This window comes from Variovorax terrae (assembly GCF_022809125.1).
GTDB lineage: Bacteria > Pseudomonadota > Gammaproteobacteria > Burkholderiales > Burkholderiaceae_C > Variovorax_A > Variovorax_A terrae.
In genome coordinates this window covers 662,292-682,255 of sequence record NZ_JALGBI010000001.1, presented here as the reverse complement: position 1 = coordinate 682,255, position 19,964 = coordinate 662,292, and the positions used below count along the sequence as shown (strand labels likewise).

The following is a 19,964-nucleotide window of genomic DNA, read 5'->3' as shown; positions in this document are numbered from 1 at the left end:
TGTGTCAGAGAGTTTGATTCACGGGCAAGCCCGAGGGCCTGGCCGCCCAGCCGATGTCAGCGGCCAGCGCCTGCGCCATGGCCAGCAGCCGGGCCTCACCAAAGGGCCGGCCGATGAGTTGCGCGCCCATCGGCAGGCCGTTGGCGTCGCGGCCGATCGGCATGCTCAGCACCGGCAGGCCCAGGTAGTTGAACGGCCTCGTGAGCGCCGTCAGTGTGGCAACCACGCCGAACACCTTGCCCGCGCCCTCCATGTCGGCCTCGGCGCGGGTAGGCACGGGCACAGGCACGGTGGGGCACAGCAGCACGTCGGCCTCGGCCATGGGGCCGGCCAGGAAGGCGCCCAGCAGGCCGGCGCGCACGTTCAGCGCCTCCAGGTAGCGCACGGCCGGCACATGCAGGCCCGGCTCGGTGCGCGAGTAAACCGCCTGCGAGTAGTCCTGCGGCTGCGCGCGCATCCAGGCGCCGTGCAGCGTCGAGGCCTCGACCTTGGAGAAGATGTCGGCCATGGCGTAGCAGGCCGGCAGTTGCTCGAAGGCCACCTCGCTCGCGCGGCCATAGCGCTGCGCGGCCGCCTCGGCGAAGCGCGCGAATGCCTGCGCCACCTCGGGGTGATAACCCCGCCCCGTGGCCATGACCGCGATGCGGCTGCCCTCGGCGGCGCGGCCCAGGCGTCCCAGGTAGTCCGGCACGGGCGCGTCGGCGCTGCTGGCGTCCAGCGGGTCGGCGCCGGCCACGGCCTGCAGCAGCAGCGCGCAGTCCTCGGCCGAGCGCGCCAGCGGCCCCACGCAGTCCAGCGAGAAGGCGCGCGGAAAGCAGCCCGCGCGCGAGACGCGGCCGTAGGTGGGCTTGAGGCCGAACAGGCCGTTCATCGAGGCCGGCAGGCGGATCGAACCGCCGGTGTCCGAGCCCAGCGAGCCGAACACGGCGCCCGCGGCAACGGCGGCGCCCGAGCCGCTGGACGAGCCGCCCGAGATGCGTGTGGGATCCCAGGCGTTGCAGCAGTCGCCGAAATGCGGGTTCTGGCCGGTCGGGCCCGCCACCATTTCATTGAGGTTGAGCGGCCCGAGGTCGATGGCGCCGGCCTCCTTCAGCCGCGCCAGCGCGGTGGCGTCGCGCTCGCCCGGCGGCTGTGCGGCCAGCACCCTTGAGCCCACCGTCATCGGCTGGCCGGCGCGCTCGAAGCAGTCCTTGTGCGCCAGCGGAATGCCGTGCAGCGGGCCGCGCCAGCGGCCGGCTGCGGCCTCGCGGTCGCAGGCGCGGGCCTGCGCCAGGGCGGCTTCGCCCTGGACGTCGATGAAGGCATTGAGCACCGGCTGCACCGCCCGGGCGCGCGCCAGCGCGGCGGCCGTCAGCGCCTCGGCGGTGATGGCACCCTGGCGCAGGCGCTGCGCGGCTTCGGCAATCGACAGGTCCAGCAGTTCGCCGCCCGCGTCGTGGCTGCTGCTCATGCCGGGTCCTCCGCGTTGGCCGGATCGGCCTGGGCCAGCAAGAGGCGGGCAAAGTCGCCCGGCTGGTCATGAGGGCCGATGCGGCCCAGCGCGCCGGCGCGTACCGCGTCGTTGAGGCGCAGCACCTCGGCCGCCACCTGGGCCGTGCCGGTGCGCGAGGCGATGCCGTGCAGGCGCAGGGCCGTGTCTTCGAGCGCAGCCTGCATGGCTTGCACGTCGGGGTTGTCAGGGCTCATGTTCATAGGACGGCGCGGTTGGATCGGAGTTGGGTAATCTCTTTGGCGCTGTAGCCGCTGGCGGCCAGCACCTCGTCGGAATGCTGGCCGAAGGCCGGCGCCGCGCGCTGCGGCGGCGCGTCCGCGGCAGCGCCGAACCGGTAGGCGCGGGCCAGGCCCCGGTAGCTGCCGACCAGCGGATGGCTGAAGTCCTGCACCAGGCCCTCGGCCTGCACCTGGGGGTGGTCGAACATGTCCTCGACCTGGCGCACTGCAGCGCAGGGCACGCGCTCGCCGAAGCACTCCTCCCACTCCAGGGCGCTGCGCGCACGCAGGGCCTGGCGGATCAGCGGAACGATCTCGCCCGCATGCTCGGCGCGCTTGCGCACCGTGTCGTAGCGCTCGTCGCCGGCCAGCGCGGGCAGGCCGATCAGCTCGCACAGCGCGCCCCAGAAATGCGGCGTGTTGGCCGAGAGGTAGAGGCTGCCTTCGCGCGTGGGGTGCAGCCCGGTGATGCCGCCGGAACGCATGTCGCGGTAGACATCGCGCCCCTCGCCTTCGGCCCAGACCAGGCGGGCCGACTGCATGGCCAGCGCGCTGCGCAGCAGCGAGATGCCCACGTACTGCCCCACCCCGCTGCGCTCGCGCTGGTACAGCGCCGAGGACACGCCACCGGCCAGCAGCGCGGCGGCGTAGTAATCGACCACCGAGCCGTAGACGATCTCGGGCTCACCGGCCGGCCCCTGCATGGCGCAGATGCCGGTCATGGCCTGCAGCACCTGGTCGTAGCCGGCCTTGTCTTTCAGCGGGCCGTTGTCGCCGTAGCCCGTGAGCGCGCAGTAGACCAGGCGCGGGTTGACCTGGCGCAGGGTCTCGTAGTCGATGCCCAGGCGCCCCGGCACGGCGGGGCGGAAGTTGTGGACCAGCACATCGGCCGTCTTGACCAGGCGCAGCAGCACCTCGCGCCCCTGCGGCGACTTGAGGTCCAGCGAGAGGCCCAGCTTGCCGCGGTTCACGCCCATGAAGGCGCGGCCCTCGGCCGCGAGCGTGGAGGGGTACTTGCGCAGGTTGTCGCCGTCGGGCGGCTCGATCTTGATGACCTCGGCGCCCTGGTCGGCCAGCAGGGCACAGCCGTAAGGCCCCGCGATGTAGCCGCTCAGGTCGAGCACGCGCACGCCGGCCAGCGGCCCTGGGGCCGGCGCCGCATCTGCGAGGGTCTGTGTCATGGAGTCTCCGTTCTCGGGTTATTGCTGTTGGATGCCCGCACGCCTGGCCGTGTCGGTCCAGCGCGCCACGTCCTTGGCCACCTCGTCGCGCAGCAGCTGTGGCGTGGACGGGGCCGGCCCCGCGCCCGCCGTCTTCAGGAAGCTGGCGAACTCGGGCTCGGCGACGATGGTGGCGATCTCGCGGTTCAGGCGGTCGCGGATGGCCGCGTGCGTGCCGGCGGGCGCGAACACGCCCCACCACACGTCGACCACGTAGTCCAGGCCGGACTCGCGCACCGTGGGCACGTTGGGGAACTCGGGGTCGCGCTTGATCGTGGTGAAGGCGATCTTGGGCAGGCTCTCGGCCGCGGTGCCGCGGATCGAGGCCACGGTGGTGATCACCAGGTCGATGCGGCCCGCGATCAGGTCCATCTGCGCCGGCGAGATGCCCTTGTAGCCCACTGCCGTCATCTTGATGCCGGCGGCGTTGCTGAACAGCTCGGTGGCGAGCTGGGTGCTGTCGCCCAGGCCGGCGCTGCCGTAGTTGATCTTGCCGGGGTTGGCCTTGGCGTAGGCGATCAGCTCCTGCACCGTCTTGGCCGGAAAGCCCTCGCGCGTCAGGATGACGAAGGGCGCGATCGCCACGCGCGAGACCGGCTCGAAGGCCTTCACCAGGTCGTAGGGCGTCTTCTGCACCGCCGCCGTGGTGGCCAGCGAGCCCGAGACGAACAGCAGGGTGTAGCCGTCGGCCGGCGAGGTGGCCACCACGTTGGCGCCGATGGTGCTGCCGCCGCCGGCACGGTTGTCGATCACCACCGACTGGCCCAGATTCTTGGTGAGCTGCAGCGCCAGGCGCCGGGCGATCACGTCGTTGCTGCCGCCGGGCGCGAACGGCACCACCATGCGGATCGGCTTGCTGGGCCAGCCGTCCTGCGCGAGGGCCGGGGAGGCCGCGCCCAGCAGGGCCAGGGAAAGCGCGCCGCACAGGGCGGCCAGGGTCTTGCGTTTGCTGTGAGACATGGGAAGGGTTCCTTCAATCAAGTGACAACGGGAAAACACAGGGAACTGCACCAGCGGGCCGCGCAGCGGCGCCAGACGAATGAACCGAGGCAGTCACCCATGGCGCTCGGTCATTCCGGCTTGATGGCCGCGCGCTTGGCAACCTGCTGCCAGTACGGGATCTCGCTGCGGATCTGGGCCGCGAACTGCGCGGCGCTGAGGTTCACCGGCTCGGCGCCCTCGCGCAGCAGAAAGGCCCGCATGTCCTGCGACGCCACGATCTTGTTGACCTCGGCGTTGATCTTCTGCACCACCGCCTCGGGCGTGCCCGCGGGCGCCAGCAGGCCCCACCAGATTTCAAACTGGTAGCCCGGCACGGCCTGCGCCATCGGCGGCAGCTCGGGGGCGATGGGCGTGGCCTGCGGGCTGGTGACCGCGATCGCGCGGACCTTGCCCGAGCGCAGCGCGGGCTGCAGCGACGGACCGCTGGCGATCAGGATGTCCACGTTGCCGCCCATCAGGTCGGTGGTGGCCGGCGCCATGCCTCGGTAGGGAATGTGGGTGATGAAGAGGCCCGCGCCCGATTTCAGCAGCTCGGTCGCGAACTGGTTGGTGCTGCCCGGGCCCGACGAGGCGTAGTTGAGCCGCCCGGGCTGCGCCTTGGCCAGCGCCACCAGTTCCGCCGGCGTCCTGGCGGGCAGGTCGCCGCGCACCGCGACGATGAAGGCGCCCTTGGCCATCATGGCGACCGGCGTGAAGCCCTTGACCGGGTCGAATGGCAGCCTGGACTGCACCGCGGCGTTGGTTGCGAAGCTGGACGAGACGGCGGCCAGGGTATAGCCGTCGGCCGGCGCCTTGGCGACCACGCCCGTGCCCAGGCTGCCGCCCGCGCCGGGCCGGTTGTCGATGACGACCGGCTGGCCCAGGGCCTCGCCCAGCCGGCGGCCAACGGCACGTGCGAACACGTCGTTCGAGCCGCCCGCCGGGTAAGGCACCACGATGGTGATGGGCCGCGACGGAAATGGCTCCTGGGCCTGCGCGGCGGCGCTGCCGCACAGGCAGGCTGCTGCCAGGGTGAGCGCCAGGGCGCGGCGCGCCACGGACATCGGTGAATGGAACGTCATGCTGTCTGTCTCCTTTGTTGTGATCAGGCAGGCTGCGGCACCGGCTGGTTCAGCCTCTCAAGCCAGGCCCAGGCGGCGCGCCGTGGCCACGATGACTTCGGCGCGCCGCACGAAGGGGCCGTCGACCATCTTGCCGTCCACCATGTAGGCACCAACGCCCCGGGCCTCGGCCTCGCGCGCGGCGTCGAGCACGCGTAGCGCGTGCGCGATCTCCTCGTCGCTGGGACGAAACACCTCGTTGGCCAGCGCGATCTGGCTCGGGTGGATGCAGCTCTTGCCGAGGAAACCGAGGCGGCGCGCCACCTCGGCCTCGGCCTTGTAGCCTTCGGCGTCCTGCACGTTGGCAAAGGCGCCGTCGTAGGCGAACACACCGGCCTCGCCGGCGGCCAGGCGCACGGCCAGCATGACGGCATGCACGGCGGCCGGGTCGCGGCGCGCGATCTGCAGCGGCTCGAACAGATCGCCATAGCCGATCTGCAGGCCCGCGATGCGCGGGCTGCAGGCCGCCAGCTCGGCGGCCAGGCGCAGGCCGCGCGGGGTTTCGATGTTGAGCAGCAGGCGCACGGGCTGCGGCAGGGCTTGCGGCCCCGCGGCACGTTCCGCGCGCTCGATGACCTCGACGGCCGCACGCACCTGGTCCACCGTCTCGGCCTTGGGCAGGTTCAGCAGGTCCAGGCCCGGGCGCACGATGGCGGCCACGTCATCCGCGAAGTGCGGCGTGTCCAGCGCATTGACGCGCACGATCAGGGCCTTGCCTGTGGCCGCTTGGCCCGCCTCGGCGATGAAGGCGCCCACATTGGCGCGGGCCTCGGCCTTGCGGCTTTCGGCCACCGCGTCCTCCAGGTCGATGGACAGGGCATCGGCCGCGCCGGCCAGGGCCTTGGGAAACAACTCGGGGCGGGAGCCCGGAACGAACAACTTGCTGCGCATGGCTCAAGGCCCTTGTGTCTGGATGAGGTGAACCCGCAGTGTGCGGAAAGCCGACGACAAGTTAAAGTGTTGTTTACTTTCTTCAAACAACAGGAAACCTGTCTTTTGAACACCGACTTCCTGCGCAGCTTCGTGGCCGCCGTTCAGCACGGCTCGATGGCGGAGGCTGCGCGCCGCCTGAACCTCTCACCCGCCGCGGTGGCGCAGCATGTGCGCGCGCTGGAGCAGGAGTTCGGCACCGCGCTGATGGTGCGCTCGGGCCGCACGGTGGGCGCCACCGAGGCCGGCCAGCGCATCTTGGAGAAAAGCCGCGGCGTGCTGCGCGAGATCGGCGACCTGCGCGCGCTGGCCAACGACGAGGCGCTCTCGGGCGAGCTGCGCCTGGGCGCCGGCACCAACGCGCTGCTGGGCATCGTGCCCGAGGTGCTGGCCGCGATGGTGCAGCGCTACCCGGCCATCAATGTCTACATCCGGCCTTCGTTCTCGATCGACATGTACCCGGCGGTGGAGGCCGGCGAGCTGGACGCCGCCATCGTGCTGGAGTCGCCGGTGGCGGTGGCCAAGACGCTGCGCTGGGAGCTGCTGCGCGAGGAGCCGCTGGTGCTGCTGGCGCCCGCGCGCTACGCCGGCCGCGACCCGCATGAGCTGCTGGCCAGCGAGCCCATGATCCGCTACGACCGCAACCAGTGGGGCGGCAAGCTGGCCGACCAGTACCTGCAGCGCGCGCGCATCACCCCGCGCGAGCGCTTCGAGATCAATGCCCTGAGCGCCATCGCGGTGATGGTGGACCGCGGGCTGGGCGTCTCATTGGTGCCGGACTGGATCCGCCCCTGGCCCGAGGGCCTGAACGTCGTGCGCATTCCGCTGCCGCTGCCGGCAACGCCGCGGCGCGTGGGGGTGATCTGGTCGCGCGCCTCGGTGCGGCTGCGCCTGGTGGAGGCCTTTCGCGACGAAGCACTGCGGCTGTTCCGCAAGCGGCCAGAGCGCCGCGGCGACCGAAGCGCCACGGCACCTCGCCCGGATCCGCAGGGCTGGGGACGCGTCAGCGGAGATGACCGCGCCAGAGCGGCCGGCCATCAGCACGAGGGTTGAGCACCCCCTGCGGAAAGACCGCCCTGCGCGACTGCAAATGGCGCGAAGCCGGGTGCCCAAGGCAAGGCCGCACGGCTACAAACTGGCCCGCGCTTGCAACGAAGCAGCAATGAGCGTCCACACGATGAGCACAAGCTGCGCCAGGTTGACCAGGATGGCCGTCAAGTGGATGCGCCGGAACACCGGGATGGCACTGGTCTCGCCGCCCTGGATCTGGACCCGAAGCGAGTCCATCTTCGGAATGACCTTCCAACGCAGGACGACGGCCAGCAGTGTGAGGGCGGCCGCACCGGTGGCGAAAGTCAGCCTGCCGGCAAACGCATAGCTCACAGCGGTCGCACCGGCGGCGAACATCGCGGCCAGGTAATAGGTGTTGAAGAAGCCCCGGACGAAGCGGGCGTCCAACGGGGTGTCGTGGTTGAGAACCAGCAGCGGCACCGAGCCCATCAGGAAGTACGCGGTGGTCACGAGCAGGGCCACCGTGAAGAACAGGGCCGTGATGAGAGCGACAGACATAGGCGGCAGGGGTGGGTTAGCCGACACTCAGTGGGCGGCGTGCCAAGCGCTGGCCCAGATAGCCGCCCATGGGAGCGGCAGCGTAAAAGAAGAGTGCCATGAGGAGCGGAACGGAGTACCCGATCAGCAGGGCCACCGCGAGTGGAACCAACCCAATGGCGATACCGTAGAGGGCGCCGTGGACTTTGGCACGGCTGGCGATGACCAGCGGCGGCACGAAGAAAACGGCGAGCCACAGAAGCGAGGCGGCCCCTGGGCCGATGGTGGGCTCACCACTCACGGGGCTGGACTGAAAGTTGACAGAAAAGACCACGGCCAGCGACGCGAACAGTGCCGCAGCAAGACCGTAGGCAACAAGTGACGGGCGTAGGCGCATGGGTGATGGCTATTTCTGCGTACTTATACCGTACACGGCCTCCCGGCAAATCCGGGAAACTGCTACCCATCCGCCCCGCACCACGTGCCGCGCGCGTTAACGCCGGAAAGGGCGCGCCGCGCCCGTCTCCACGCCTATTTCTTGCCGAGCCCCATGCGCGCGGCGCCTTCGGTGTAGAGCTTCGTCTTGTTCGCCATGAACGCGTCCATCTCCTCAAGGCCGATGTTCACCAGCTCAAAGCCGTTGCGGGCCGCGAGGTCCCTCATCTCCGCGTCGGTGTTCAGCCCGCGCCACAGGTCCGACAGGCGCTTGCGCGCTTCGGGCGGTGTGGACTTGGACACACCGATGCCGCGGTAGGCGCCGTCCACCCAATCGACGCCCAGCTCCTTGAACGTGGGCACGTCCGGCATCAGCGGGTGGCGCATGTCCATCGCCACCGCCAACGGGCGGACGCGTTCCTTGTTGGTGATGGCAAACGGCGTGTACGTCATGGCGCCATCGACCTGCGCGCCCATCACGGACGTGGCCATGTCGCCGGTGCCCTTGAACGGGATGTACACGGTCTTGATGCCGAATGCGGCATTCAGGCGCTCATGCGCCGCGTGGTTCGCGGAGAACTGGCCGGAGCCGCCGAGGCTGAGCTTGCCGGGGCTGGCCTTCGCGGCCTTGATGAAGTCCTGGAAGTTCTTGATCGGGCTCTGCGCCGGCACCACGAGAATGTCGGGCGTGAAGTGGAACCAGAACACTGGCGTCACGTCGGCGGTCTTGTACTGCACCTGCCCTTCGATCGGCTGGAAGACGATGTGCGGCAGGTTCACGCCCACCACGTTCACCCCGTCGCCGGGCAGCTGGTTCATCTGCGTCCACATCAGCGCGCCGCCCGCGCCCGCCTTGTACTGGATGATGGTCTCGACGCTGGGGCATTTCTTTTTCAGCACGAGCTGCTGGTGGCGCGCAGACAGGTCCGATTCGCCCCCCGGCGGGAAGGCCTGCCAGTACATCACGTTCTTGTCGGGGCACGGCGCCTGCGGCGGCGCCGTTTGAGAAAAGGCCAGCGGCGACAGCGCCGCCAGTGCCACGAACCAGACTGCCTTCATCATCTTCTTCATCTTGTTGTCTCCTGGTGAATTGTTGAACCACTCTCTATGACCGCAGGCGGCGGCATACCGCTTCGGTCACCTGCGCCGTCCGGGCCGTGCCGCCGAGGTCCCGCGTGTGCAGGCCCGTGTCGGCCGTCACCGACTCGATGACGCGCATGAGCCGGCTCGCCGCCTCCTGCTCGCCCAGATGCTCGAGCAGCATCACGCAGCTCCAGAACGTGCCGACCGGGTTGGCCAACCCCTGACCCATGATGTCGAACGCGGAGCCATGGATCGGCTCGAACATGCTGGGGTAGCGGCGCTCGGGATCGATGTTGCCGGTGGGCGCAATGCCCAGGCTGCCCGCCAGCGCGGCCGCGAGGTCGCTCAGGATGTCGGCGTGCAGGTTGGTCGCCACCAGGGTGTCCAGCGAGGCCGGCCGGTTGACCATGCGGGCGGTGCAGGCGTCCACCAGCTCCTTGTCCCAGGCGACGTCGGGGAACTCCCGGCTCACCTGCACGGCAATCTCGTCCCACATCACCATCGCGTGGCGCTGCGCGTTGGATTTCGTCACCACGGTGAGCTGCCTGCGCGGGCGCGACTGCGCGAGCCGGAAAGCGAAGCGCAGAATGCGCTCCACACCCGCGCGCGTCATCATGCTGACGTCGGTGGCCACCTCGATCGGGTGGCCCTGGTGGGCACGGCCGCCGACGCCGGAGTATTCGCCTTCCGAGTTCTCGCGCACGATCACCCAGTCCAGGTCCGCCGGCGTGCAGCGCTTGAGCGGCGCGTCGATGCCGGGCAGGATGCGCGTGGGCCGGACATTCGCGTACTGGTCGAACCCCTGGCAGATCTTCAGCCGCAGGCCCCACAGCGTGATGTGGTCCGGGATGTCCGGATCGCCGGCGGAGCCGAACAGGATTGCGTCCATGGAGCGCAGGGCGTCGAGCCCGTCGTCCGGCATCATTTTTCCGTGGCGGCGGTAGTAGTCGCCGCCCCAATCGAACGAGGTGAACTCGAAGCGGAAACCCGCGCCGGCTTCTGACAGCGCCCGCAACACCGTCTCCCCCGCGGGCACCACTTCCTTGCCGATCCCGTCGCCCGGGATGCAGGCGATCCTGTATGTCTTCATCGCATCACTCCTGTGTGTCCGCCGAACTCTAGGGCTGGAGGTGCAGGCTGATAGGATGAATAATTCAATGCATTCTTAACCTCAGATTCAGCAATGACCCGCAACACCGCTTCGCAGGACATGCAGTTCTTCGTCCAGCTCATGCGCTGCGGCAGCCTGGCCGCCTCGGCACGGGAGCTGCAGGTGACGCCGGCCGCGGTGAGCAAGCGGTTGTCGGGCCTGGAGGCCCGCCTGGGCGTGCCCTTGCTCAACCGCACCACGCGGCGCCTCTCGCTGACCGAGCAAGGACGAAGCTACCTCGACAGTTCGCGCCACATCCTCGAAGAGATCGAGGCCATGGAAAGCGGACTGCAGGCCGCGCGAGCGCAGCCTGCCGGCCTGCTGCGGGTCAATGCCACGCTGGGTTTTGGCCGCATGCAGGTGGGCCCGGCCATCACGAGTTTTTCCCGCAAGTACCCGCGCGTGGAGGTGCAGCTGCAGCTCACGGCCAGCCCGCCGCCGATCGTGGACGAAGCCTATGACGTCGGCATCCGCTTCGGCGAGCCGCCCGATTCGCGCCTGATCGCACGGCTGCTCGCACCAAACCGGCGGCTGCTCTGCGCGTCGGCCACCTACCTCGCCCGCGCGGGAACGCCGCGCGCGCCGCAGGACATCGGTAGGCACAACTTCATCTCGATCCGGCAGGCCGACGACGCCCAGGGCCTGCTGCGGTTGACCAGCGGCAAGCGCTCGGAGACGGTGAAGGCGCGCGGCAACCTGAGCACCAACGATGGCGAGGTGGCCGTCAACTGGGCGCTGAGCGGCCTGGGCATCGTGCTGCGCGCGGAATGGGATGTGGCGCGCTACCTGAGAAGCGGGCGGCTGCAGCCGGTGCTGGAGAACTGGCAGACACCGCCGGCAGACATCTATGCGGTGTACCCGGCCCAGCATGCGCGGACGGCGCGGGTGCTGGCGTTTGTCGATCATCTCTCGCGGTATTTCACGCCGTGATGGGGCGAATGCGCAGATGTGAGTTGGGCAGCGAGTGCCTGCTCTGGATTGCGGGTTCAACCGATCGCAACAACAGATGGGCTTCGTCGTCCAGCAAGGGGGCGATGCTGAGCGGCGGCGTCTGCGCGCCAGCCTGCTCCCTGCAGCGTCATCGGAAGCGATGACGCGGGGCACGATGTCCGCTGAGCATCCGCCGCGCCGGGCGTGCGCGGATCAATCGCCGGAGGCGCCATCCGCAAAAACCAGCAAATTTCGCGTGTGCATGCGGGCCGCGTACAGTGATAATTGATGACACTTTTTGCGGTGATCGGTGGGCGTGGTGAATGGCACATGCGCACACCGTCGATTTCCGCGGCATGCAGGCCAGCATCAACAGGAGGTGCGACGTGACTCCTCGGTATCGAAGGCGTCTGCCGTGATCGGCATGGACGGAGTTTCCGCGCAAGCGCTGTCCGACCTGATCGGGGCGGTCTATGACTGTGCGCTCGACCCGCAACGCTGGGCGGACACCTGCAAGCAGGTCGTCCAACTTTGCGAAAGCACTGCAGGTGGCATCTGCGTGCATGACCTGCGGCATGTCCAGAACGACCAGCTGTTTGTGTCCGGCTACCGGCCCGAGTTCCTGGAGAAGCTGGGTAGCCAGTACGCGGAAAGTCCCATGGCCGTTTCCGATGTCGTGTCGAACATCGGTGACGTCAGCACCCTCTCGATGGCGCGCTACCAGTTGCACGAGACCCGCTTCTTCCGGGACGTGCTGCAGCCATTCGGGCTGCAGGACATGATCTGGTTCCCCGCGTTGCGCACCAGCGACCGCATGGCTTCCATGCATGCGTCGCGAAGCGACAACGCGACGCAGTTCCAGCAGCGTGACATCCATCTGTTCCGGCTGCTGTCGCCGCATGTGTGCCGCGCGCTCGCCATTTCAGATGTGCTGGACATCCGGGCGCTCCGGTCCGAGGCGTTGGAGGGGACGCTGGATGGATTGACCGCAGGTGTGTTCCTGACGGCGCGTGATGGTCATGTGGTCTACATGAACCAGGCGGCGGAGCGCCAGATCAAGTCCGGGCATTCCATTCGACTCGTCAACAACAGGGTGGCTCCCACCGATACCGCGGCCCGCGCGGCACTGTCGAAGGCGATCGCAGGTGCGACGCGCGACGACGCCGACATGGCGATGCGAGAACAATCGATGGCGATTCCAGACGGAGCGGGTGGCGGCTGTGTCGCGACGGTCTTGCCGGTGGACCGTGGCCGGCGCCGCAGCATCCTGGCGCCGCTCGCCGCCTCGGTCGCGGTGTTCACGCAGGATCCTGTGCAGGCGCCTTTGATGCCGGGCGAGGCCTTCGCGCGGCTGCATGGGCTCACCGGTGGCGAGTTGCGCGTGCTGCTCGCGCTGTCCCAAGGGCTGGGCGGGCTGGAAGCAGCCGACCTGCTGGGCATCAGCGAGGCCACGGTGCGCACGCATCTGCAGCGCATCTACTCCAAGACCGGCACCTCCAGGCAGGCCGATCTTCTGCGGCTGCTGCACCAGTCGACGCCACCGATTCGACGCGCTCAAGCGGCTGTGCACTGAGGGGCGTCAGGTCCGCTGCGACGCGGACCGCGAGCGCCCGAATGCCGCAGTGGCTGGCGCCGCAGGACAGGGCCGGCGTTCTTGACGTGTAGCCCCACCCTCACAACGCCGGTGCTTTCACGGACGACACCACCTCTCCCTCCCCCGCCGCCTCATCCAGCGCCTGGATCGCGTCCATGTAGATGGCCGACACCTTGCGGTACATCAGCACCACGGTGGTCTCGGGCAGCGGCTGCTGCATCGCCAGCACCTGCAGCCGCCCGGCGGCCACCTCGGCTTCGGCCGAACGGGCCGGCACCACGGCCAGCCCCAGGCCGGCGCTGGCCAGTTGCACGTTCGCGGCGAGCGAGCCGGATTCGATGGCGGGCTGCGGCGCGCGGCTGCCGTGGGCGGTGAACATCTCGTCCACCGAGCGGCGCAGGTGGGTGCTGGCGGGCGGCAAAATCCAGGGATGCGGCAGCAGGTCCTGCCAGCGGTGCCGCTTGCGGCGCGCGATGCCCAGCGCGGGCGAGGCCACCACCGCCATGGGCACCTCCTGGCAGTGCTTGATGTTCAGCATGCCGAGGTCCAGCGCATCGACCGCGCGCGGCGCATACAGTGCCATCACCGCGTCCAGCTCGCCCAGCAGCAGCTGCTCGATCAGCGCGCCCAGCCGGCCTTCGTGCAGCTGCACCGCCAGGGCCTGGCCCGGCAGGCGCTGGCGCAATCGCAGCAGCACCTCGGGCGCCATGTGGGCGGCCACGAAGGGCGGCGCGCCGATGCGCAGGCGCGCCGCCGCGGCGGCCGGGGCGGCGCCCATCTCTTGCGTCATGTGCCGCAGCTCGTTGAGCAGCAGGCGCGCATGCTTGGCCACGCGCAGGCCGGCGACCGTGGGCGCCATGCCCTTGGCCGAGCGCTCGAACAGCACCTGCCCCAGCGTGTGCTCCAGTTCCTTGAGCGTCTTGCTGACGGCGGCGCGGCTGATGTGCAGGCGCTCGGCCGCCTCGCCCAGGCTGCCGCACTCGGCCACTTCGCTCACCAGCTCCAGCTGGTGAAAGCGCAGGCGCCGCCCGAGGGAATGAGGGGGAGTGTTCATCGTTCGGATGTTAACCAGCGGTTGACACCCTGCGCCGATTGACCGCTAGGCAGGCCATGGCGGGCCGCTTAGCATTCGCCCCATCAGGCCCCCTGAGACCCTTTGGAGACAAACACACATGGTCAACAACACCTCTCGATTCCTCGCCAGCCGACGCGGCTTCCTGTGGCTCGGCGCAGGCCTTGCCGGCAATGCGGCGCTGCCGGCCTGGGCGCAGACCGGCTTTCCCGCGGCGGGGCGGCCCATCCGCATCGTGATCCCGGCGCCGCCGGGCGGCCCGGCCGACATCCTGGGCCGGGCGCTGGGCAACTTCCTGAGCGCACAGCTCGACGGCGTGCCGGTGATCATCGACAGCAAGCCCGGCGGCGCCAGCGTGCCCGCCGCGCTGAACGTGGCGCGCTCGGCGCCCGACGGCTACACGCTGCTGCTGGGCATCAACACCACCCACACCCAGGTGCCGCACATGTTCAGCAAGCCGCCGTACGACCCGTTCAAGGAGTTCACGCCGATCACGCAGGTCTACCGCAACGGCTCGATCCTGGTGGCCCACCCCTCGCTGCCGGCGCAGAACCTGACGGAGCTGATCGCGCTGAGCAAGGCCAGCAGCGAGCCCATTCCCGCCGGCTCGCCCGGGCCGGGCACCAATGGGCACCTCTACATCGAGCTGCTCAACCAGCAGTACGGCGCGCGGCTCAACCACGTGCCCTACAAGGGCTCGGCCGATGCCATGCGCGACCTGCTGGGCGGCTTCACCAAGGTGCAGTTCGATTCGCCCGCCACCTCGCTGCCGCACATCAAGGGCGGGCGCCTGAAGGCCCTGGCCGTGACCGGCCCGACGCGCCTGAAGGAGCTGCCCGAGGTCAAGACCGGCCGCGAGGCCGGCTACCCGGCGCTGGACATCACCGGCTGGATGGGCTTCTTCGGCCCGGCCGGCATGCCGCCGGAGATCGTGGCCCGGCTCAACGGCGCGCTGGTGGCCGCGATCCGCCGGCCGGAGATCAAGGCGCAGTTCGAGCCGCTGGGGCTGGACCTCACGGGCACCACGCCCGCCGAGTTCCAGGCCATCGTGCGCAACGACTACGAGGCCTGGGGCCGCATCATCAAACAGACGGGCGTGAAGCTCGATTGACCGCAAGACAGATCAGAACCGAATGGCAAGCGACATGACCTCCATCCCCGACCTCTCCGTGCAGGCGCTGCTCGCGCGCGTGGCCGAACTCGAACGCAGGGTGCAGCGCGCCGAAGACATCGAGGCCATCAACAAGCTGACGCGCATGTACGGCTACTACCTGGACAAGGCGCTGTGGGCCGAGATTCTTCCGCTGTTCACCGACGACTGCTCGGTGGAGATCTCGGCGCTGGGCGTGTACCTCGGCAAGGAACGCGCCGCGGTGCTGTTCCGCGACATCCTGGGCAAGGGCCCCGCGATGAGCGACGAGAACGGCCTGGTGCACGGCCGGCTGTACAACCACCTGATCGTGCAGGGCATCGTGCACGTGGATGCGGACGGCGAGAATGCCAGCGGCCGCTGGCGCTGCTTCATGCAGATCGCCGAGTTCGGCGTCAAGGCCACCTGGGGCGAAGGCCCGTATGAGATCCGCTACCGCAAGGAAGCGGGCCAGTGGAAGATCAGCCGGCTGCATTTCTACCGCACTTACCACACGCCGTTCGAGGAAGGCTGGGCCAAGGCCAAATCGCCCGAAGGCGGCCTGCGCGAGCGCTTCGCGCCCGACCTGCCGCCCAGCATCGACTACCAGCCCTACCCCGCCGCGTTCGTGCCGCCGTTTCACTACGCCAACCCGGTCAGCGGCAGCAGCGCCTACACGCGGGCCGATCCCGAGCAGGTGTAGCGGCCCGCGGCCGGCCATTTCCCCCATTTTTTGAATGAAATTGGCTGGAGGTCCGCGTCCAGCGGTCGTTGGCAGCTATCAAAAACAGAGCACCCGGGGTTCCCGGGCAGGCTCCCGCCGCCCGTAGTACGCTTGGCGCCATGAGGCCCCAACACATCGGAATCGTCGGCTGCTCCGCCGAAGGCGCGGCGCTGTGCTACCGCACCGTCTGCGCGGAAGGCGCGCAACTCCTCGGCGCGCATGCGCACCCCGAAATTTCGCTGCACACGCCGTCGCTGGCCCGCTATGTGAGTTGCCTCGAGCGCCACGACCTGCAGGGCGTGGCCGATCTGATGCTGGACTCGGCCCGCAAGCTCGCGGCCGTCGGCGCCGACTTTCTGATCTGCCCCGACAACACCATCCACCGGGCCTTCGACCTCGTGGCGCCGCATTCGCCGCGGCCCTGGCTGCACATCGCCGAGGTGGTGGCCGACGAGGCGACGCGGCGCGGCTACCGGCGCCTCGGAATCACCGGCACGCGCTGGCTGGTCGACAGCGCGGTCTACCCCGACAAGCTCGCCGCGCGCGGGCTGCAGGCCGTGCGCCCGAGCGCCGCCGAGCGCGACGAGATCGACCGCATCATCATGGACGAGCTGGTGCTCGGCGTGTTCCGGCCCGAGGCGGTGACGTATTTCCGGCAGGTCATGGCGCGGATGAGGGACGAAGACGGCTGCGATGCGGTCGTGCTCGGCTGCACCGAGATCCCGCTGATCATGAGCGATGCCAATTCGCCGCTGCCCACGCTCGACTCCACGCGCCTGCTGGCGCGGGCCGCGCTGCGGCGCGCGGTGCAGCAGGACGCCGCTCCACCGCTGTGAGCCGAGGCCCGTTCTCCCACCGCCCCGACCCCGACATGCCCGACACCGCCATCGCGCTGACTCCGCCCGGCAGCAGCGCGCCGCAGCCCCCGATCACCGACCTCGCCACCTCCCGCACCGCGCTGAAGGCGCTGGCGGCCCAGGCCGAGGCCCAGGGACTGGCCCTGCGCGCCCCGCCGCCCGAGCCCACCACCTGCTGCGGGCGCGGCTGCCATGGCTGCGTGTGGGAGGGCTATTACGCGGCGGTGGACTACTGGTGCGAGGAAGCCCGGCTGCAACTCGCCTGAGCGCCCGCGCTACCTGTCGGCGTACAGGTCCACGATCAACTGGCGCAGCCAGCGGTTGCCGGGGTCGGCCTCGAAGCGCCGGCTCCAGTGCAGCGAGACGGTGAAGTCACGCAGCGGAAACGCCGGCTCCACGATGGCGTAGCCGCCGCCCTCGGCAAAGCCCTGCGCGATGTTGCGCGGCATCACCACGCCCAGGTCGGTGGCCTTGACGATGGCCGGCAGCACCATGAAGTGCTCGGTGGTCAGGCGCAGCCGGTCTTCCAGCCGCAGCAGTTGCAGGATGCGCAGCGTGTCGGAGTGGGTGCGCACCGCCACGAACTCCAGCCGGCGCAGGTCTTCCAGCAGGGCCGCGCTGCTGCGCCGGCGCCTGGTGAAGGGGTGGCCTTCGCGCAGCAGCACGATGTAGCGGTCCTTGAGCAGTTGCACGCGCTGGGTGTGCTCCACCGTGGGCAGGAAGCCGAACGCGAAGTCGATGCGCCCGCTGTCCAGCGCATCGGCGATGTCCGCCGGCCCCAGCGGCGAGGTCTCGATGCGCACCCCGGGCGCGCGCTCGCGCAGCGCCACCATCAGCTCGGGCAGGAAGCGGCTCTCGCCGATGTCGCTCATGTGGATGCGGAACACCTTGCGCGACTGCAGCGGCTCGAACAGCGCCGACTCGTTGAGCGCCTGTTCCAGCGCGGCCAGCGCGCCGCGCACCGCGTCGGCCAGCCGCACGGCCTTGGGCGTGGGCTGCACGCCGCCGGGCGCGCGCAGGAACAGCGGGTCGCGGATCAGCGTGCGCAGGCGCGACAGGCCTTGGCTCGCGGCGGGCTGCGTCAGGTCCAGCAGGTCGGCGGCGCGGCTCACGTTGCGCGTGAGGTACACGGCATCGAACAGGCGCAGCAGGTTCAGGTCGATGTCCTTGATATGCATGGTGTTGATATTGGATAGTCTGGTTATTTTATTGATTGATATGCCAGGTCAAGCGAAACTGCGAGACCCCCGAGAAAAATCAGGCCGCCAGGAGACACGCCTTGGAAGTTTCATTCAGTCACGAGATCCAATCGCTGCGCCTGGGCGCCGGCGAGACCTTTCACGGCGAGGGCATCCTCGCCATCACCAAGGCCCTGCTGCAGTCGGGCGTGGCCTATGTCGGCGGCTACCAGGGCGCGCCGGTGTCGCACCTGCTGGACGTGATGGTGCAAGCCAAGTCGTACATGGACGAACTGGGCGTGCACGTGGAGGCCTGCTCCAACGAGGCCTCGGCCGCGGCCATGCTGGGCGCCTCGATCCATTACCCGCTGCGCGGCGCCGTGACCTGGAAGTCCATCGTCGGCACCAACGTGGCGTCGGACGCGCTGTCCAACCTGTCGTCGCCCGGCGTCAAGGGCGGCGCGCTGATCGTGGTGGGCGAGGACTACGGCGAGGGCGCCAGCGTGATCCAGGAGCGCACCCATGCCTACGCGCTCAAGTCCAGCATGTGCCTGCTCGACCCGCGGCCCGACCTGGGCCGCATGGTGGAGATGGTGGAGCACGGCTTCCGGCTCTCGGAGACCTCCAACATGCCCGCCATCCTGGAGCTGCGCATCCGCGCCTGCCACGTGCGCGGCAGCTTCGAGACCAAGAACAACCTGCCGCCGCCCGTCTCCACCCGCGCGCTGATGGAAAACCCGGCCGGCTTCGACTACATGCGCCTGGCGCATCCGCCCGTGACCTTCCGCCACGAGAAGCTCAAGAGCGACGAGCGCATTCCCGCCGCGCGCCGCTACATCGCCGAGCACGGCCTCAACGAGCTGATGCCCGGCCAGCACGAGGACCTGGGCATCATCGTGCAAGGCGGCCTCTACAACGCGCTGATCCGCGGCCTGCAGCAGCTCGGCCTGGCCGACGCCTTCGGCCAGAGCGACATCCCACTGCTGGTGCTCAACGTCACCTATCCGCTGGTGCCCGAGCAGGTGGCCGATTTCTGCGTCGGCAAGCGCGGCGTGCTGGTGGTGGAGGAAGGCCAGCCCGAGTACATCGAGCAGGAAATCGCCACCCTGCTGCGCCGGCGCGACGTGCAGACGCCGCTGCACGGCAAGGACCTGCTGCCCTCGGCCGGCGAATACAGCGTGGAGGTGGTGGCCGCCGGGCTGTCGGCCTTCGCCGCCCGCTACCTGCCGGGCGCCGCGACGGATTCCGCGCAAGCCTGGCTCACGGGCAACCGCACGCGCCGCGACAGCGTGGCGCGCCAGCTCGAGCAGCCGCTGCCCACGCGCCCGCCGGGCTTTTGCATCGGCTGCCCCGAGCGGCCGGTGTTCTCGGCCCTCAAGCTCGCGCAGCAGGACGTGGGGCCGGTGCACATCGCGGCCGACATCGGCTGCCACGCCTTCGGCACCTTCGAGCCGTTCTCGATGGGCCACTCGATCCTCGGCTACGGCATGAGCCTGGCCAGCCGCGCCGGCGTCTCGCCGATGATGCAGCGGCGCACCCTGTCCATCATGGGCGACGGCGGCTTCTGGCACAACGGCCTGCTCACGGGCGTGCAGAGCGCGCTCTTCAACGGCGACGACGCGGTGCTGCTGATCTTCAAGAACGGCTACACCTCGGCCACCGGCACGCAGGACATCATCTCCACGCCCGACGACGAGATCAAGGAACGCGCCATCGACAAGCAGCAGAGCCTGGTCGACAAGAACCTCACCATCGAGTCCACCCTCAAGGGCCTGGGCGTGCAGTGGCTGCGCACGGTGCACACCTACGAGGTGGACACCATGCGCGCTACGCTCAACGAGGCCTTCACCAGCGACTTCAACGGCCTGAAGGTCATCATCGCCGAGGGCGAATGCCAGCTCGAACGCCAGCGCCGCATCAAGCCCTGGATCGCCAGCCTGCTCAAGAAGGGCGAGCGCGTGGTGCGCGTCAAGTACGGCGTGGACGAGGACGTGTGCAACGGCGACCACGCCTGCATCCGCCTCTCGGGCTGCCCCACACTCACCATCAAGGACAACCCCGATCCGCTCAAGGTCGACCCGGTGGCGGTGGTGATCGACGGCTGCGTGGGCTGCGGCCTGTGCGGCGCCAACGCGCATGCGGCCACGCTGTGCCCCTCGTTCTACCGCGCCGAGGTGGTCCAGAACCCCAAGTGGCACGAACGCCTGCTCGCCAGCCTGCGCGGCGCCATGGTGCGCGCCCTGAGCCCCGCCTGAAACATGTACCCCCCAGCTTCTCACTTCGCTTCGCTGCGTGTAGTTCT

Annotated in this window: 20 protein-coding genes; 8 read left to right on the top strand and 12 right to left on the bottom strand. The window is 69.4% G+C overall.

All coding sequences use genetic code 11. The features are described from left to right. Positions 1–4: 4 nt before the first annotated feature. The 6 genes from MMF98_RS03100 to MMF98_RS03075 all read right to left on the bottom strand — a co-directional run bounded on the left by MMF98_RS03100 (position 5) and on the right by MMF98_RS03075 (position 5,923). The gene (locus MMF98_RS03100; protein ID WP_243304227.1) at positions 5–1,450 is read right to left on the bottom strand and encodes an amidase; all 1,446 of its coding nucleotides are present in this window, start codon (positions 1,448–1,450) and stop codon (positions 5–7) included. After that, positions 1,447–1,686 carry a hypothetical protein gene (locus MMF98_RS03095; RefSeq protein WP_243304225.1) on the bottom strand — a complete coding sequence of 80 codons (240 nt, stop codon included), beginning with the start codon at positions 1,684–1,686 and terminating at the stop codon, positions 1,447–1,449. Before MMF98_RS03095 ends, MMF98_RS03100 begins: the two co-directional genes overlap by 4 nt. Positions 1,687–1,688: 2 nt before the next feature. After that, the gene (locus tag MMF98_RS03090; RefSeq protein WP_243304223.1) at positions 1,689–2,891 is read right to left on the bottom strand and encodes a CaiB/BaiF CoA transferase family protein; all 1,203 of its coding nucleotides are present in this window, start codon (positions 2,889–2,891) and stop codon (positions 1,689–1,691) included. 18 nt (positions 2,892–2,909) lie between these two features. Continuing rightward, complete coding sequence (locus tag MMF98_RS03085) at positions 2,910–3,890, bottom strand: Bug family tripartite tricarboxylate transporter substrate binding protein (RefSeq protein WP_243304221.1); 981 nt, start codon at positions 3,888–3,890, stop codon at positions 2,910–2,912. 110 nt (positions 3,891–4,000) lie between these two features. After that, complete coding sequence (locus tag MMF98_RS03080) at positions 4,001–4,993, bottom strand: tripartite tricarboxylate transporter substrate binding protein (RefSeq protein WP_243304219.1); 993 nt, start codon at positions 4,991–4,993, stop codon at positions 4,001–4,003. 57 nt (positions 4,994–5,050) lie between these two features. Beyond that, positions 5,051–5,923, bottom strand: a complete 873-nt coding sequence (locus MMF98_RS03075; protein ID WP_243304218.1) for an HpcH/HpaI aldolase/citrate lyase family protein — start codon at positions 5,921–5,923, stop codon at positions 5,051–5,053. A gap of 105 nt (positions 5,924–6,028) precedes the next feature. On the opposite strand from MMF98_RS03075, the gene MMF98_RS03070 reads away from it, so the two are divergent. Further along, positions 6,029–7,015 (top strand): LysR family transcriptional regulator, encoded by a 987-nt coding sequence (locus tag MMF98_RS03070; protein WP_243304214.1) that lies wholly within the window; start codon positions 6,029–6,031, stop codon positions 7,013–7,015. 75 nt (positions 7,016–7,090) lie between these two features. On the opposite strand, the gene MMF98_RS03065 is transcribed toward MMF98_RS03070, so the two are convergent. From MMF98_RS03065 to MMF98_RS03050, 4 genes are all read right to left on the bottom strand, one after another. Next, the gene (locus MMF98_RS03065; protein ID WP_243304212.1) at positions 7,091–7,531 is read right to left on the bottom strand and encodes a hypothetical protein; all 441 of its coding nucleotides are present in this window, start codon (positions 7,529–7,531) and stop codon (positions 7,091–7,093) included. Positions 7,532–7,547: 16 nt separating this feature from the next. Beyond that, positions 7,548–7,907: a hypothetical protein gene (locus MMF98_RS03060; protein WP_243304211.1), complete on the bottom strand. Its 360-nt coding sequence runs from the start codon at positions 7,905–7,907 to the stop codon at positions 7,548–7,550. Positions 7,908–8,041: 134 nt separating this feature from the next. Continuing rightward, positions 8,042–9,016 carry a tripartite tricarboxylate transporter substrate binding protein gene (locus MMF98_RS03055; protein ID WP_243304208.1) on the bottom strand — a complete coding sequence of 325 codons (975 nt, stop codon included), beginning with the start codon at positions 9,014–9,016 and terminating at the stop codon, positions 8,042–8,044. Between the two features lie 34 nt (positions 9,017–9,050). Continuing rightward, entirely contained in the window at positions 9,051–10,118 is a 1,068-nt protein-coding gene (locus MMF98_RS03050) for a tartrate dehydrogenase (protein WP_243304206.1), read from the bottom strand. A 93-nt stretch (positions 10,119–10,211) separates the two neighbouring features. Here MMF98_RS03050 and MMF98_RS03045 point away from each other — a divergent pair, with 93 nt between their 5' ends. Both MMF98_RS03045 and MMF98_RS03040 read left to right on the top strand, forming a co-directional pair. After that, positions 10,212–11,108 (top strand): LysR family transcriptional regulator, encoded by an 897-nt coding sequence (locus MMF98_RS03045; protein ID WP_243304204.1) that lies wholly within the window; start codon positions 10,212–10,214, stop codon positions 11,106–11,108. Positions 11,109–11,532: 424 nt separating this feature from the next. Beyond that, complete coding sequence (locus MMF98_RS03040) at positions 11,533–12,681, top strand: helix-turn-helix transcriptional regulator (RefSeq protein ID WP_243307276.1); 1,149 nt, start codon at positions 11,533–11,535, stop codon at positions 12,679–12,681. Between the two features lie 100 nt (positions 12,682–12,781). Here the strand turns inward: MMF98_RS03040 and MMF98_RS03035 are convergent, their stop codons facing one another. Next, complete coding sequence (locus tag MMF98_RS03035) at positions 12,782–13,756, bottom strand: LysR family transcriptional regulator (RefSeq protein WP_243304202.1); 975 nt, start codon at positions 13,754–13,756, stop codon at positions 12,782–12,784. Positions 13,757–13,874: 118 nt separating this feature from the next. Between MMF98_RS03035 and MMF98_RS03030 the strand changes: the two genes are divergently transcribed. The 4 genes from MMF98_RS03030 to MMF98_RS03015 all read left to right on the top strand — a co-directional run bounded on the left by MMF98_RS03030 (position 13,875) and on the right by MMF98_RS03015 (position 16,750). Further along, the gene (locus MMF98_RS03030; protein WP_243304200.1) at positions 13,875–14,885 is read left to right on the top strand and encodes a Bug family tripartite tricarboxylate transporter substrate binding protein; all 1,011 of its coding nucleotides are present in this window, start codon (positions 13,875–13,877) and stop codon (positions 14,883–14,885) included. A 34-nt stretch (positions 14,886–14,919) separates the two neighbouring features. Beyond that, positions 14,920–15,606, top strand: a complete 687-nt coding sequence (locus tag MMF98_RS03025; RefSeq protein ID WP_243304198.1) for a nuclear transport factor 2 family protein — start codon at positions 14,920–14,922, stop codon at positions 15,604–15,606. Positions 15,607–15,746: 140 nt separating this feature from the next. Further along, positions 15,747–16,463: an aspartate/glutamate racemase family protein gene (locus tag MMF98_RS03020; RefSeq protein WP_243304197.1), complete on the top strand. Its 717-nt coding sequence runs from the start codon at positions 15,747–15,749 to the stop codon at positions 16,461–16,463. Between the two features lie 35 nt (positions 16,464–16,498). Continuing rightward, complete coding sequence (locus MMF98_RS03015; RefSeq protein WP_243304194.1) at positions 16,499–16,750, top strand: oxidoreductase-like domain-containing protein; 252 nt, start codon at positions 16,499–16,501, stop codon at positions 16,748–16,750. A 9-nt stretch (positions 16,751–16,759) separates the two neighbouring features. Here the strand turns inward: MMF98_RS03015 and MMF98_RS03010 are convergent, their stop codons facing one another. Beyond that, positions 16,760–17,662, bottom strand: a complete 903-nt coding sequence (locus tag MMF98_RS03010) for a LysR family transcriptional regulator (RefSeq protein ID WP_243304192.1) — start codon at positions 17,660–17,662, stop codon at positions 16,760–16,762. A gap of 101 nt (positions 17,663–17,763) precedes the next feature. On the opposite strand from MMF98_RS03010, the gene MMF98_RS03005 reads away from it, so the two are divergent. Then, positions 17,764–19,917, top strand: a complete 2,154-nt coding sequence (locus MMF98_RS03005) for a thiamine pyrophosphate-dependent enzyme (RefSeq protein ID WP_243304190.1) — start codon at positions 17,764–17,766, stop codon at positions 19,915–19,917. Positions 19,918–19,964 lie beyond the last annotated feature (47 nt).